This is a genomic window from Saccharopolyspora tripterygii (assembly GCF_054778355.1).
The window spans coordinates 102,769-116,632 of sequence record NZ_BAAGZP010000045.1 but is presented as its reverse complement, the minus strand read 5'-3'; the positions used below and the strand labels follow the sequence as shown (position 1 = coordinate 116,632).

The window sequence follows — 13,864 nt, the reverse complement described above, 5'->3', positions numbered from 1 at the left end:
GACCGGCTCAACCCCCACCTCAACTAACCCCGACATACACAAACTCATTGACAGGCCCCTCGCTGCGCCTCAGAGCACGCATCGAGCCCGATCTGCCCAGAGCTCGTGATCCCTTTGACCGCCGATGCCAGCTCTTCGCCCGTGTACGACGCGCGAACCTCCGCCAGGGAGCGTCCCTGCTGGGTTTGTCGGCGGGTGATCTGCTTGATTCGCCGCTGTTCCCAGACGCGCCACGGGTTCTGGTGCCAGCCGTGCACCTGTTCTCGGAACTCGTCCCTCAGCTGCGCATCCGCCGACTCGTCCCGGCTGAGCAACAACCGCGTGGCGCGGACACCTTCAACGTCCTCGCGGAGCACAGCGAAGCTCAACGATCCAAGGATGTCCTTCCTATACGTCGCCGGGAGTCCGAACAGTGGATGTAGCAGACGGCTCGCAATATCGCTGCACGAGGCGCCTTTCGACCAGATGACTCGCTGTTCGGTAGGACCACCGAGCACGCGCAGCTCAGACAACCCCCGAAACAGTCCAGCTCGCCGAAACAACGCACTACCCAAAGCGGGCGGCGAGTGCAGAACCCGTCCATGGCTATCCAGGTATTCCCTCTCGTCCCGCGTAATCTTGGACCGCTCATCACGGTGGAACCACGACTGTGGCTCGCCGGTTGAGCACGCTGCGAACGTCCAGGCGTCCTTCCAGTGTTGCCTGTCAACGCCGGCTAGGGAAACCCGCGCCTGCGGATCGTCTGCCAGGAAAAGAACCACGCTCCGCTGGTACTGCTTGTAACGCACACCGGGCACACCAGACACTTCGTCGTCATCCAAGCTGCGGGGAAGCAACTCGAACAACAGCGGCCCCAATGCGAACGGCTCCAGGTGCACAGTTGGAAGGAAGTCCGGAGCACACCCTGGCTCAACCCCACGAATCACACGAGCCGGGCGAGCGATGTCCGCCGGAACCCGGAAACACAGGTGCTGTGCAGCAGCTCCGGCCGCCACGAACAGCCCAGCTTCCAGCTCCTGCTGTGCGACCGACCGGCAATCCGGCAACAACACCTGACGAACATGATTTGGCAAGTCGGGAAGGCCAGCGTCACCGCGGACGGCGGCAGACAGATCGGCACGAACGAGCGCCTCAAGCTGGCGACGGTCCGCAACGCTCATCGCCTGCAACAGGGACTTGACTGGCGGTGCCGCCTCAGAACGGGCCTCACCGGTGAACTCTCGGCGAGACTCGACAAGAGAGTCCTGAAGAAACTTCGGGGTCATGCTGTCCTCGTCAATCCGCCCCCCGGCTAGGCGAAATCACAAGGACGCTGACGCGCCACGAGTCTCCAACAACAACACACTTCGTACCGAGTGGGCGCTGCCCTGCGGCGGAATTGCCACTGATATGCCGAGGTAGTGGCTCCAGCCTCACATCCGGTGATGCCACCAAGATCCTACCACGCCCAGCCAGGTCTTCTCCCGACAGATCACCGTCGACGCCCACACCGAGGCATCGCGCCGACTGCCGATCGGAGGCTAAGGATTCGCTCCTGGCTCTGGAGATGCCGCCTCCGACTCGCTCTCTCCCTTGCTGGCAGAGGGGCTCAGCGGGGGGACGTTCTCCTCTCCAGGCACATAGATCCACGCCGGAGCGGCAAACTCCTTCACTGTCACCATGATTTGCCGCAGTCGGAGCATGGTATGTCCCCGACGGAAGGTCTTATAGAGATCGTCGGACATGACTACAGCCAAATTGACAGCGGATGCCGCCCTCATCGCGGCCCGGAGCTGCTCAGCATCAAGCAACCGGATGATCGTGGCGACTGCTGGCCCGAAAAGTCCGTCACTCTCCGCAGACACGACGTCGCCATGCATGGCGACCCGTAGCCGCAGTCGATCGACCGGACCGCCAAGACTTTGGACCCGGTCGAGAACGTCCTCTAGGTGGCGGACAAAGTCCTCGATCACCGAGGGCTCGGGCATCCCCGGCAGTAGAGCCAGTATCCCATCTCCCCTGTCTTCCGAGTCCCATTCCGAAGGGCGTAGCCCGGCGCGCAGAGCGGCCTCAGCGAGCGCTTGTTGGAACTCGTGTCGAAGCCGACTCTGCTGAGAAGCGCCCGTCCTTGCGAAGTCCACCACGTCGACACCGAGACAAAGTCGACGGCGGGTTGGGTTTTCCTCACGGCTAAGGGCGTTCCCTGCGAATGTCTGCGCCGCAAGTCGCCGAATGCGTTCGGGGGTGTGACGCCCACGCTTGGTGTCAAGCGACACCCGAAGCCGAGCCGCAGCGATCTGCACGTCAGTTGCGTTCTCCGACTGCATCATGACGCCGATCGCTCCTCAACAGTGCCGCCGCCGTCTTCGAACGCATCTAGTACACGCTGCGCGAAGGCGTCGAGCAACAGGCGCTCGTCTTCCCCTGTGAGTTCGGATTCATTCAGCTTCGCTAGCAGCAGAAGCCCAGCTACTTGTTTGCCTTCGGCGTCATCCCATGTCAGTTCTGCCGCCCAGGTGAACCTCCGCCACCACTCCTCGCGCCGAGCAGCAAGTTCGCGCTGCTCAGTCTCGCGACGGGATGCGAGATCACGTTGGCCTGTAGCTCGGTCATTGCCCCTGACCGTAAATCGCACCCCCAAGAGCGCTCCGGTCGCCGTCAATAGCCCGACTACCAGTGACAACACGGCTTGGATCCAGGGGTTCACAACAGCCTGCCTCGGACCACGCACCAAATATTAGCGCGGGTGGGCGGTTCCGTGGGCGGGCTCATAGTGATCCGCACCCCCAGCTGGAAGACCGAGCGCACGATAGTCCTCGAAGGCCTCGTCACCGCCCCAGATATCCCGACTCTGCGGCGAGTGCGACCCGGTTGACTGTAGTGCTGCCCGATCCACACGAGCTCGCGGCGCTGACTTTCGCCGCGTCCGGCACAGCGGTTGTGACCGCGAACCTCGCGTTCAACTCCCGCGGTAAGAACGACCGCGGCGAGTGGGAAGACGACGCGGTGCACTTCCAGCGCTCCAAGGCTTCAGCCGGTTCACCGAGTACATCGAGCAATGGACCACCCAGCAGGGCGAAGAAGCGGTCCGCCGCCGTCCTGCTGCTCGACGGCGTCCGTACATAGGCCACCAGCGTGGAGAGCTGCACCCAACCCCCGGACGCTCTACAGCTTAGGGTTTTCGCTTCGCCACGTGTGCGCACGCGCAAGCACTTGTCGCCCCGCCGCAACCCGGCATCGCTTGACATGCAACGCGAGCTGTACGATTTACAGACGTTTACAGGTGTTGACTGCGAGTCATAACGTGGGACTCAGGTCTAACACCTCGAGCAGGGCGACGGCGGCTTCGAGTGCTGCCACACTCGTCGTGAACCAGCCGTCGCCCCGCCTTCTGAGACGCTGGTTAGGTCAGTGGCAAAGCGCCGCTGACCGCCAGCACCAGCCCATGTAGCAGCGATACGACCGCGATAATGGCGACGCGCATCGTGCGGTGCCACTCAACGCAGCACCCGCAGTGCCAATGCATTACAGCCAAGCCCTCCTTCCTTCTCATCGAGGATCTTGGCAGCAGAGGCTACCGACTCTGATCACACCAGTCGCCACTACCCCCGCTTTGACCTGCAGAAATGACAGTAAAGTGGCAAAACATAAGGACAGTGAAGCTGGTTATAGCAGGTCAGCCCATGAGCGCGAAGCTGGCGCGCGACCAGCGGGGGGTTATCCGACTTCGTCGTCCGGCTCCTCCAGGTCCGGCCGGTCGTCGATCTCGCACAGCACGGACGTGGCGATCGCCAACGCGATCACCGAGTTGATCCCGCTGTACTGCTGAAGGCTTACCCGGTGCGCGGTGTGGTTCCGGTTGTAAACCCTGGGATCTTCCACGTCCTTGATGTTGGCGAGCGCAGTGGGAACGGGCCAGTACGGCACGTTACGACGCAGAAGATCAATCGGATCACCGTGACTCTCCTCGATGGCCACCCTGACCCTCGCGTAGTAGCCGCGGGGTTTTTCTTCGGTGTGAGCTTTCCGTAGCAAGGTATCGAGGACGTTCGTTGCGAGCGCCTGCGCTGCTTCATGGTGTCCCGCTCTTGCGGATTCGAGAGCCCGCGCCAACAGAGCCGTCTCCTCCCCAAGCCAATCAACGTCGATGTCATCGACGAGCTGCTGCGCCTGCTGCAGGACACCGTGCCGGTGCTCGAACAGCACCCCAGAGCGGTCGTCATGGTCGGCGTCGATCAGGGCCCGAAGGATCGCTGCCTCCGGAATCCACGCGACCGGTATGCCCAGCTTCGCGATCTCCATCAGCGCCCGGTAGTCGGAGAGATCCTCCAGGTCTTGCCAGTTGGGAGGCGCACTTTTGCGCGCCAAGTTCCGAATGGCTTCCGGATCGACAAGGTGAGAAAGCATGTCCACCTGCCGAGCCAAGAATTCCTGTGCCCAGTCATTTGCGACGTGGGTGCTTGTGAGATACCGGATGAGCTGCTGGCGCTGCTTCGCCCGGGCTTCGAGGATCTGAGCAACGGGCGAGATCACGTGCTGCACCGACGTCATCGACTTCACCATGTCGTTGATCTGAGAAGCCACGGTGGGCACCATGCCCGTGATGAGGTCGAGCTTCGGCTGGGGCATCCCTACGTAGTCAATTGCCCTGAACCCAGGGTTGATTCCCAGAAAGTTTGCAGCGTTAATCTTCTGGCGCGGCGCAATTTCCTCAGGTTCCGGCTCCTGCTCGTCGTTTTCAGGTTCGTCGGGAACGCTAGAGGCGTTGAACTCGGGCATCTCAGCTCCGCATCTGGGCTAGAAGAGAAGGCACACGGAGTATCGCTGCGGGCGCCCCAAATGTGTCAATGCACCGTAGCGGCCTGATTCGGGCGCAGCTGGCGTAGGACGGCACCGTCACTCAGACCGTCGGCACCGACGTGGCTACGACACCTGCACCGTCGCGTCACTGCTCCGTTCCGGCCGGCTAGTCGGCTCCGACCACTGCCTCGGATGGTTCTTCGGCGCCCGGCAACGGCTGGGACAACACCGTCCGAGCAAGGGCGACGACGGCCCGTCCTGGGACCTCCGACGACAGCATCGACACCGGCCGTTACTCCAAGCCTTGCCGAGATCACAGCAGAGTGAGCTGGTGCTTCTGATGCCGGTCGGTATCAGTCTGCGGGACGTTGAGCCGGTTCTCCGGTCGATACGGATGCGTCAGCCCGTGACGACGCCTGGCCTGCTCCACCAGATCAACAACCTGCCGCTGGTAGGACTTAGGCGCATATGCATGCCGGGTGGGCGCCGCCTTCGCCGGCGGCCACGACCTCACCTGGCTCCCGGCAACCCGCGAACGTGGTGCAGCTCCCGGGTGAGGGGAGGGTTCAAGCAACGCGGCTACTGCACACGGAGTCTTCGCGACATCGTCTCGGCGCTGTTGCACGTCGACTGGGCCATGTTCGGCCAGCCCACCGACCCGGCCCCCCACCGTCGGTCGAGCGGCTCGGCAGTTTGGAGGGAATCGGCCGAGCCGCATCGACATTCGTCAAGGCTCGATCCTGCACCCCGGGTGGACCGGCGACCAGGCCGTTGACGAGGTCGACCGCGTCCACGCCGAGAACGCAAGTGAACCCGCTCCCAGCGGAAGTGAACCGAACAATCCTGGTAGCGAGCAGCTCTAAAGGCACCCGTACCCATCAAAGCTGAGCTTCGCGATCAGGGACGCCTGCATTTAACCCGCCGCTTGTGAACTCGGGTCGTCCCCGAGCTGACCTTTGATGCCGGAACGGTGGACCGCGTCAGCTGCGACAGCAAGATCATGCGCGCCACCACGGTCGTACACGTACCTGAGGAACGACAACCGAAGCGCGTAGGCGAACACGGAACCAACCACGCAAATCAGGGTTACACCCAGGACGAAGACGGCAAACACGACACACTCCAGCAGCCCCCGATCGGACGCGAGGCATGTCTGCACGAAGGTCGTTGCGTTCTTGCCGTTATTACCTCCCACTGGTCCGATCTGGGCAGCCAGCCCAGCAGTGGGGTCCCTGTTGAGAAGCCCACTCTACCGGCTCCATTTTTTGGCGGCTTAGCCCACCCCCCACCGCCAGACCTCCGAACCGGTTCGGGGTGATCTTGTGCCGACTGCCCCTTACTTCTTCCTACCTCGACGAAGTTGTCGCCACCGTCGCCCAGCTCGACCGCAAGGCCGAACCCGCGCTCGCCGCACCGATCGCCCGGCACCTCGAGGGCGAGGTCGTCGAACTTGTTGGTCAGCCACTTGATCTTGTCGTTGGCCCGCGCACGCTCCAGCATGATCTTGGAGGCGCGGAACTCCTCGCGGCGGTGGATGATGGTCACCGACTTCGCGAACCGGGTCAAGAAGGTGGCCTCCTCCATCGCCGAGTCACCGCCACCGATGACGGCGATGTCCTGGTCGCGGAAGAAGAACCCGTCGCAGGTGGCGCAGGCGGAAACACCGCGGCCGCGCAGGGTCTCCTCACCCGGGACGCCGAGGTAGCGTGCCGCGGCACCCATCGCGAGGATGACCGCGCGGGCCTTGTGCTCGACCCCGTTGGCGACGACCGTCTTGACCTCACCGGAGAGGTCGATGCGCTCGACGTCCTCGGTGCGCAGCTCCGCGCCGAAGCGCTCGGCCTGCGACCGCATCTGCTCCATCAGGTCGGGACCCATAAACCCGCCCTTGAACCCCGGGTATTCGGAATAGGTGGACGAAGGTGTCGTCAACGTCCTTATACCGCTCACTTGCGATGATGAGCGAAATATCCATATAGGCGTGGTTCTTCCAAGTCGCCACAGTATGATCATGAACATGCCCGAACTGGAGCCAGGCACTCTCTCATCGTGGGTCTCCGCATTAACGGCCCTTATGGCGCTCGCACTAACGTTTCTTACGGTGTTCATTGCCACCAGGCAATACAAAGTCATGAGGAGGCAGTACGAGATCGCGAGGGGGCAATACGAGGTTGCGCTCAATCAGATCCAACATCGAGACGAAAAGGACGACAAGGAGGAAGCAGCAAAGGTCGCAGCATGGCTTAATGTGCATGTCCAGGATGGATTTCCGAAAGTGTTCCTTCACTACGTAAACGACAATAACGTGCCTGTGTTTAACTTTGTAGCCAGCCTCGCACTGCGTCGGACTCGTGCGATTAAAATTCCAGTAGTCGAACCGACCGGTGATGATGTCAAAGTTATTCCGTTTGACGCGGCGTCCGAATGGGCGCGCAACTACATCGAAGCCGAGCTGACGACAGCGCTCAAACCTACCGAAACAACGATGCCACTTCCCCCAGTGGAAGCGGAGCAAGAAAAGGAATCACGGACACTTAGTCACCAGCTGCAATCCACCGGGGTTTTCATCCAGTTTCAGGACACCCGGAACGCAATCTGGCGTCGGGACCCTCGCGGGTTTCTCGACTACGCGGACATTAATACCGATCCAATCTGGAGAAAGATCTTCCTCTGGGAAGATAAGATGTACAGGTCAACGCCTCACTTAGAAGAGAGCGGGATTATTTGCGATATTTTCCATCCAGGCGGAGACGTTAAGGTCGATAGAATGAGCGCCCCCTACCGCAACAACCTGGCCGAGGAATCCAAAGCGAAACCATTGAAAAATAGCAACCACTTTCCACTTACCTAGCAGCGGCGTCCGATGGGGATTCGGCGTTCCGCTGTCGTGCTTCGACGGCGCTGCGGGAGGTGCACTGTGCGGCCTTGCCGCTGACACCGCTGGTCGCGGACCTCCAGAGGCCAGTACGTTGAGACTGAGCCTTTTCCACTTGGGTTCAGCCTGCGTGGATGAGGGTCTGCACCGCGTTGACGAGCAGTGTCGCGTGGTGCGGGCATCCGCGGATACGGCGGAGGATCTTCCAGGTTTTGAGCTGGGCGTTCGCGCGTTCGCCGGGGCCGCGTAGCCGGGCGTGCGCGACGTTGACGGCCTTCTGGTTCGCAGACAGGCGAGGACGGTCATCGAGTGTGTCCTGGCGTGTTCGGCGGCGTTGTGGGAGCTCGACATTCGCGCTTGCGCCGCGATAGGCGCTGTCGGCCACGGCACGGATCCCTGCGGTGTCAAGGGCGTCGATGATGCCGTGGTCTCGGGCCGCGCCCATGTCATGCCGGGCTCCGGGCAGCGCGGGTGAGGCCCAGATCAATCTCCCCGCCGGATCGGCGATGACCTGCACGTTGACCCCGTGTCTCTTGTGTTTTCCTGAGTAATACGGGCGATCCCGGCCGGTGGTCATCCCGACCCGGTCGATGCACAACAACGTGCCGTCGAGGGTGACGAACGCTTTCCGTGCTGCGACGGTGATCGCCTCGTCCAAGCTTCTCGCGCGGGCAGAAAGGACGCCCAGGGCTTCACGGATATAGCGGAACACCGTGGTCACGCCGATACCGAACCCGATCGCCAGGTCCGCGTAAGTTTCACCTTTGCGCAGGTAGGCCAGCACCAACAACGCCTGCTCGCCCGCGTCGAGGCGCCGCCAGCGAGTTCGGCGTGTTCGTCTTTCGTGCCGCAACGCTTCGGCCAGCATGTTCAACGCGCGATTGGACACCGACATCCCCGACGGGTAAGAAAGCACCCTGAAGCTCCTGGTAGTGGCCGAGTTGATCTAGTCAATCCACTCGTCTACCAGGAGCTTCACCCGTCTCCACACTCGGCCTCACCAGCGCCGAGGCCCTAACGAGCCAAGTGGAAAAGGCTCACTGTCGCAGACGGATCAGCAGACCTGGGCGAGTACTCTCCCTTCTGCGCGCAGCGCCCACCCGTCACAACAACGCGAGCTGGCGTTCTCGGTCCCGGTCTGCGTCGGACTGCGGCGGGTCATGCTGCTGAGTCCGGAAGCTCGTCGGCCGCTGCGGTGGCACCACGCCGTGACGCCGTTTGGCCTGCTCGACCAGATCAACAACCTGCCGCTGGTAGGACTTCGACGCATACGCACCGTTGCGGTACAGGCGTTCGTAGAGCGGCAGCAGGTCCGGACGCCGCGCACTCAGCCACTGGTGATACCACTCGCGCGCGCCCGAGCGCAGGTGCAGCACGATCGGTGTCAGGCTCACCGCACCCGCATCGGCGATCGCGGCCACCGTCGCGTCGATCTCCTCCGGCGAATCGCTGAGCCCCGGCAAGATCGGCGCCATCAGCACCGAGCACCCGATACCCGCCTCCGCGAAGCGGCGCACCACGTCCAGCCGCCGCAGGGGCGATGGCGTTCCCGGCTCCACCGCCCGCCACAACCCCTCGTCGACCGACCCGATCGACGTCGCGATCGACACCCGCGCCCGCCGCGCGGCCTGAGCGATCAGGTCCAGGTCACGCAGGATCAAGGTGCCCTTGGTCAGGATCGAGAACGGATTCGCCCGATCCCGCAACGCGGTGATGATCTCCGGCATCAGCCGGTAGCGCCCCTCAGCCCGCTGGTACGGATCGGTATTGGTGCCCATCGCGATCGGCTCACCCGCCCACCGCGGACTCACCAACTCCTTGCGCAACAACGCAGGCGCGTTCACCTTGACCACGATCTTGCTGTCGAAATCACTCCCCGAATCCAGATCCAAGTACGTGTGCGAGGCGCGCGCATAGCAATAAATGCAGGAATGGGTGCAACCCCTGTACGGATTGACCGTCCAACCGAACGGCATCCGAGACACCCCAGGCACACGATTGATGATCGACTTCGCGCGGATCTCGATCGCGTAAGCTCCATCCGTGCCCGCCTCAATCGGCACCGGATCCGGCAGACGCAGCCCCGCGCGCGGACGCTGCTCCGGCGATCCGGAGGCAGCGCGTTCGGGCAAGTCCAAAGGCAGTTCCGGCGAGCCCGCAGCTTCCTCCGGAGGCGTCACCCGCTGACGTTCCCACCGCATGACTCAAGCCCTCATTCCTCGGTAGCTGGCGTCAGTATTGACAGGCGTGGGTGCAGCCGCGGTAGGGGTTCACCGTCCAGCGGAACGGCACCTGCGACTCGCCCGGAACGCGATTGATGATCGACTTCGCCTGGATCTCGATCGCGAAGGCGTCCTCGGTCCCGGCTTCGATCGGCTTCGGCTCGGGCAACTTCAACCCGGCGCGGCCGCTCCCCCGCTCAGGCTCCGGCAACCCGAGCGGCAGCTCGAACCGCCCGTCAACCCGCTGCTCTTCCCAACGCATATCCACATTCGAACACAGTTTCGATCCGCTGTCGACCCGCGTCCACCCATCGAGCGACCCCGCGGACATCTGCGGACGACGGCTACGCGGCGAACAGGGACCGGAGGTGGGCGTCGAGGTCGTACGCGGACCGGCCTCGGAAGCCGAGGTGACCGTCCGGCCTCACCAGGAAGAACTCGCCGCCACGCGCTGCGCAGGTGGTTCGGAACTCGTCGCGGGCGTCGCGGACGACCGGTAGCGGTTGCTCACCGGCCTGCACGCCGGGGGCGGCGATCACGTGGACGTCCATCCGCCCGTTCGGTGGGGGTGGTGGGGAAGTTCTCATGAAAACTTCCCCACCCCCACCAGACCGCGCCCGAGCCACCTCCGCGACTCCCGGGAAGGCGGCAAGCTGGTCGGCATCGTCGGCGTAGAGCAGCAGCGAGTGGTCGATGCCCCGGAGGAGTTCGAACAGCCGGATCGGGAAGTTGACGAGGTCGCGCGCCAAACCCCCGCAGTCCGGCATCCGGGTTCCAGGGGCGGGACCGCCGCGCGGTGGGCCCGCCTGCTGCACGACCGGGCTGTCGCCGTAGTCGATCAGAAGTTGGGCTTCGCGCAGGAGAACCGTCGACGGATCGTCCGGGTCCGCCTCGATACCGGTGCGCGCGTGCCGCACGGTCCGGCCGACGACCTCTTCACCCACCGGCAAGCGCTCGGCGTCGTAGCTGTCGAGCAGCCCGTCGGCCGCGACCCCGTCGACGGCCAGGGCCACCTTCCACGCGAGGTTGTGGGCATCCTGGATCCCGGTGTTCATGCCCTGCGCCCCGGTGGGCGGGTGGATGTGGGCCGCGTCCCCGGCCACGAAAACCCGTCCGTCGCAGTAGTGGTTCACGATCCGGTGGCTGATGCGGAACACCGACGACCAGCGCAGCTCCGAAGCCGTCGTGCGTTGCGGCGCGAGGCGGTCGAGCACGGCTTGGAGGTGGTGCAGCTCCGGCGCGCGGTCGGCTTCCAACCCGTGGGTCACGTCGTTCCCGCCGGTCGCCGGCATCGCCAGCTCCGGCGGCACGAGCATCGACATCCGGTAGCGGTTCCGGCCGGGAAGCGGCACGCAGACCAGGACGTCGGTCGTCTCGCCCTCGTCCTCGCGCGTCGACCGGATCACGTACCCAGCGGGCATCGACCAGTCGACCTCGACGTCCCCGAGCATGTACTGCTCGGGGAACGCCGCACCTTCGAAGCTGAGCCCGAGCCCGCGCCGGACGGTGCTGTGCGCGCCATCGCACCCGATCAGGAACCGGCTGCGGATCTCCTCCTCCCCAGTGGAGGTCCGCACCCGAGCCCGCACCTCGTCGGAGTTCTGGGTGAACCCGGTGAGCTCAGCGCGCCGTTCGACCGATGTGCCCCAGCTCGCGAGCAGTTCGGCGAGCAACCGCTCCGTTTCGAACTGGGGCAGCGCGGCGAACCCGAAGGGCACGTTCGGCGGGACCGACAGCTCCGTTCTCGCCACCTGTTCGCCGTTGACGTACACCAGCTGGCCACGCAGCGGGACGGCGACGTCGAGGGCCGCGCGGTCCATGCCCATCGACTCCCACACCTCCCACGTGCGCGGCTGGATCCCGACCGCCTTCGCGAACGGCCTCCGCTCGGGCAACTCATCGATCACCCGGCAGACCACACCTCGGCGGCGCAGCTCCACGGCCGCGGTCAGCCCGACCGGCCCGGCGCCCACCACCAGCACATCGACCTCGACCACGGACATCCCGACCCCCTAGGACACCGCCCGTCCGGAATGCCACCGGGAGCGGCTTCTCCCAGCGTGCGTCCGACCGCGCCCGGCGGCAAACGAACGGGCTCCTCACCCCGCGACGCGACCGCCGGGATGGCCGAGAACCGCGGTTCTCGTTCGCGTCCCGCCCGCTCAGGCGGCGCTGAGCAGGACCACCGAGTTGTGGCCTCCCATGCCGAGGGAGGACTTGACCGTGATGCCGCCGCTCATCGGGGTGGCGCCGTCGAGCAGGCGCGGGTGTCCTGGTGCGACCGCAGGTGCGGCCGGTAGGACGCCTCGGTCGTAGGCGAGGGCGGAGGCGGCGAGCTCCACCGCGGACGCCGCGCCCTGGCAGTGGCCGACGAGCGGCTTGACCGAGAACAGCTCCGCATCGGCCGGGAACAGGGCGTCGAACACCGAGGACTCCGCGCGGTCGCACTGCTGGGTGCCCGGCCCGTGCGCGTTGAGGTAGCGCAGCTGCGAGGCCTCGACGCCGGCGTTCTCGACCGCTTCCTCGAAGCAGCGGGTGATGTCGGTCAGGCTCGGGTCGATCGAGGTGACGTGGTGCGCGTCGTGCGACATGGCACCGCCGAGCAGCTGAACGTAGGCGTCGCCGCCGCTCTGGCGGGACAGGACCATCGCGACCGACGCCTCACCCATCGAGAAGCCCCGGCTGCCTTCCTGGAACGGCCTGCACACATCGGTCGGTTCGGCGTCGCTGAACGCGACTCCGAGCCGCTCGAAGTGCAGCACGTTCTCCGGGTTCGCCGACACGTCGGTGGCCACGAACACGACGTCGTCGACGATTCCCGCGTCCAGCCACGCCTTCGCGGTGAGCAGGCCCGCGTTGCCCGAGGAGCACATCGCCGAGACGTTCATCGCCGGACCGTGGAACCCGAACTCCTGCATCAGCAACGACATCGGCGTCGACGGCATCAACCGCAGGTACTCGCGCTTGGAGACGTCGCCGCCGCGTTCGTGGAAGTCCCGCCACAGATCCACTTCGCCGAGCACGACCGCGTGCAGCAGACCGACCCGGCGTCCTTCGCGCCACCCGCGCGCCCGGGCGTCGGTCACCGCCTCGCGGGCCGCACCGCGCATCGCCCGGCCGAACCTGCTCGGCCCGTCGGACTCCTCACCGCCGGGCGGGACCTGGGCCACCCACGCGTGCTGGTCCGCGTCCGCTCCGTAGCCGTCGACCAGCGAGGCCGCGTGCTTGCCGTTGAGCAGCCCGTCCCAGAACGGTTCCACTCCCCAGCCGTAGCCGGTCACGACTCCCAGACCCCGGATTCCTATGTGGGACTCCATCTCGATCACCTCGAACGCGCCATCAGCCCTGTTCAGGGCACGGATCCTGACACCCGTCAGATCGCGGTGATCAGGCGGTGCGCTACGCGTGAAAGGCGTGATGGGGAGCCGAATCACAAGCGCCCTCACCCGTGCGGCGGCGCGCGTGACCGACTGTCGCGGAACGATTTCGGTGCGTGCGGGGATCAGAAGTGCACGGCCGAAGCTCTGATCGCCTCCCGGATCCGCGCGTAGCTGCCGCAGCGGCAGATGTTGCGGATCCCGTCGAGATCGGTGTCGGTGATCGTGCGGCCCTCGCCGGCGACCCGGCGCAGCAGCGCCACCGCGGCCATGATCTGGCCCGGCTGGCAGTAGCCGCACTGCGCGACGTCGTGCTCCAGCCACTCCCGCTGCACCGGGTGCAGCTCCTCGCCGACCGTGGCCGGAAGACCTTCGATCGTGGTGACCTCGTCGTCGGGGCCCAGCTCCCCCACCGGGATCGCGCAGGGGCTGACGGCGTCACCGTTGAGGTGGCTGGTGCACGCCTTGCAGACGTTGATGCCGCATCCGTACTTCGGTCCGGTGATGCCCAGGACGTCCCGCAGGACCCACAGCAGGCGAACGTCGTCGGCGACGTCGACGGTCACCTGCGCACCGTTGACGCGGAAGGTGTGCTCGGGCACGACGTGCTC

12 protein-coding genes are annotated in these 13,864 nt (G+C 64.9%); 1 reads left to right on the top strand and 11 read right to left on the bottom strand.

What is annotated here, in order from left to right; translation table 11 throughout:
* Positions 1-44: 44 nt before the first annotated feature.
* The 5 genes from ACYVF3_RS30945 to ACYVF3_RS30925 form a co-directional block, all read right to left on the bottom strand.
* Positions 45-1,265 (bottom strand): hypothetical protein, encoded by a 1,221-nt coding sequence (locus ACYVF3_RS30945; protein ID WP_461157818.1) that lies wholly within the window; start codon positions 1,263-1,265, stop codon positions 45-47.
* 255 nt (positions 1,266-1,520) lie between these two features.
* Positions 1,521-2,309, bottom strand: a complete 789-nt coding sequence (locus ACYVF3_RS30940) for a hypothetical protein (protein ID WP_363795051.1) — start codon at positions 2,307-2,309, stop codon at positions 1,521-1,523.
* Positions 2,306-2,686: a hypothetical protein gene (locus ACYVF3_RS30935; RefSeq protein WP_363795049.1), complete on the bottom strand. Its 381-nt coding sequence runs from the start codon at positions 2,684-2,686 to the stop codon at positions 2,306-2,308. The genes ACYVF3_RS30940 and ACYVF3_RS30935 overlap by 4 nt, the downstream gene beginning before the upstream one ends.
* A gap of 1,010 nt (positions 2,687-3,696) precedes the next feature.
* The gene (locus ACYVF3_RS30930) at positions 3,697-4,758 is read right to left on the bottom strand and encodes a hypothetical protein (protein ID WP_363795047.1); all 1,062 of its coding nucleotides are present in this window, start codon (positions 4,756-4,758) and stop codon (positions 3,697-3,699) included.
* Positions 4,759-5,865: 1,107 nt separating this feature from the next.
* Complete coding sequence (locus tag ACYVF3_RS30925) at positions 5,866-6,657, bottom strand: NAD(P)/FAD-dependent oxidoreductase (RefSeq protein ID WP_461157822.1); 792 nt, start codon at positions 6,655-6,657, stop codon at positions 5,866-5,868.
* 139 nt (positions 6,658-6,796) lie between these two features.
* Between ACYVF3_RS30925 and ACYVF3_RS30920 the strand changes: the two genes are divergently transcribed.
* Positions 6,797-7,630, top strand: a complete 834-nt coding sequence (locus ACYVF3_RS30920) for a hypothetical protein (RefSeq protein ID WP_363795088.1) — start codon at positions 6,797-6,799, stop codon at positions 7,628-7,630.
* A gap of 145 nt (positions 7,631-7,775) precedes the next feature.
* On the opposite strand, the gene ACYVF3_RS30915 is transcribed toward ACYVF3_RS30920, so the two are convergent.
* The 6 genes from ACYVF3_RS30915 to ACYVF3_RS30890 all read right to left on the bottom strand — a co-directional run bounded on the left by ACYVF3_RS30915 (position 7,776) and on the right by ACYVF3_RS30890 (position 13,855).
* Positions 7,776-8,570 (bottom strand): transposase family protein, encoded by a 795-nt coding sequence (locus ACYVF3_RS30915; RefSeq protein ID WP_363795045.1) that lies wholly within the window; start codon positions 8,568-8,570, stop codon positions 7,776-7,778.
* Positions 8,571-8,757: 187 nt separating this feature from the next.
* Positions 8,758-9,834 (bottom strand): Rv2578c family radical SAM protein, encoded by a 1,077-nt coding sequence (locus ACYVF3_RS30910; RefSeq protein ID WP_363795043.1) that lies wholly within the window; start codon positions 9,832-9,834, stop codon positions 8,758-8,760.
* Positions 9,835-9,886: 52 nt separating this feature from the next.
* The gene (locus ACYVF3_RS30905) at positions 9,887-10,207 is read right to left on the bottom strand and encodes a hypothetical protein (RefSeq protein WP_461157817.1); all 321 of its coding nucleotides are present in this window, start codon (positions 10,205-10,207) and stop codon (positions 9,887-9,889) included.
* A 13-nt stretch (positions 10,208-10,220) separates the two neighbouring features.
* Entirely contained in the window at positions 10,221-11,879 is a 1,659-nt protein-coding gene (locus tag ACYVF3_RS30900; protein ID WP_461157816.1) for an FAD-dependent monooxygenase, read from the bottom strand.
* Positions 11,880-12,038: 159 nt separating this feature from the next.
* Complete coding sequence (locus tag ACYVF3_RS30895; protein WP_461157815.1) at positions 12,039-13,193, bottom strand: beta-ketoacyl synthase N-terminal-like domain-containing protein; 1,155 nt, start codon at positions 13,191-13,193, stop codon at positions 12,039-12,041.
* 185 nt (positions 13,194-13,378) lie between these two features.
* The gene (locus ACYVF3_RS30890) at positions 13,379-13,855 is read right to left on the bottom strand and encodes a (2Fe-2S)-binding protein (protein ID WP_461157814.1); all 477 of its coding nucleotides are present in this window, start codon (positions 13,853-13,855) and stop codon (positions 13,379-13,381) included.
* Positions 13,856-13,864 lie beyond the last annotated feature (9 nt).

What these genes read in the sequence shown, in the direction of transcription:
- ACYVF3_RS30945 (WP_461157818.1), bottom strand. Translation starts at nt 1,265, where the DNA reads ATGACCCCGAAGTTTCTTCAGGACTCTCTTGTCGAGTCTCGCCGAGAG.
- ACYVF3_RS30940 (WP_363795051.1), bottom strand. Translation starts at nt 2,309, where the DNA reads ATGATGCAGTCGGAGAACGCAACTGACGTGCAGATCGCTGCGGCTCGG.
- ACYVF3_RS30930 (WP_363795047.1), bottom strand. Translation starts at nt 4,758, where the DNA reads ATGCCCGAGTTCAACGCCTCTAGCGTTCCCGACGAACCTGAAAACGAC.
- ACYVF3_RS30925 (WP_461157822.1), bottom strand. Translation starts at nt 6,657, where the DNA reads ATGGGTCCCGACCTGATGGAGCAGATGCGGTCGCAGGCCGAGCGCTTC.
- ACYVF3_RS30920 (WP_363795088.1), top strand. Translation starts at nt 6,797, where the DNA reads ATGCCCGAACTGGAGCCAGGCACTCTCTCATCGTGGGTCTCCGCATTA.
- ACYVF3_RS30905 (WP_461157817.1), bottom strand. Translation starts at nt 10,207, where the DNA reads ATGTCCGCGGGGTCGCTCGATGGGTGGACGCGGGTCGACAGCGGATCG.
- ACYVF3_RS30900 (WP_461157816.1), bottom strand. Translation starts at nt 11,879, where the DNA reads ATGTCCGTGGTCGAGGTCGATGTGCTGGTGGTGGGCGCCGGGCCGGTC.
- ACYVF3_RS30895 (WP_461157815.1), bottom strand. Translation starts at nt 13,193, where the DNA reads ATGGAGTCCCACATAGGAATCCGGGGTCTGGGAGTCGTGACCGGCTAC.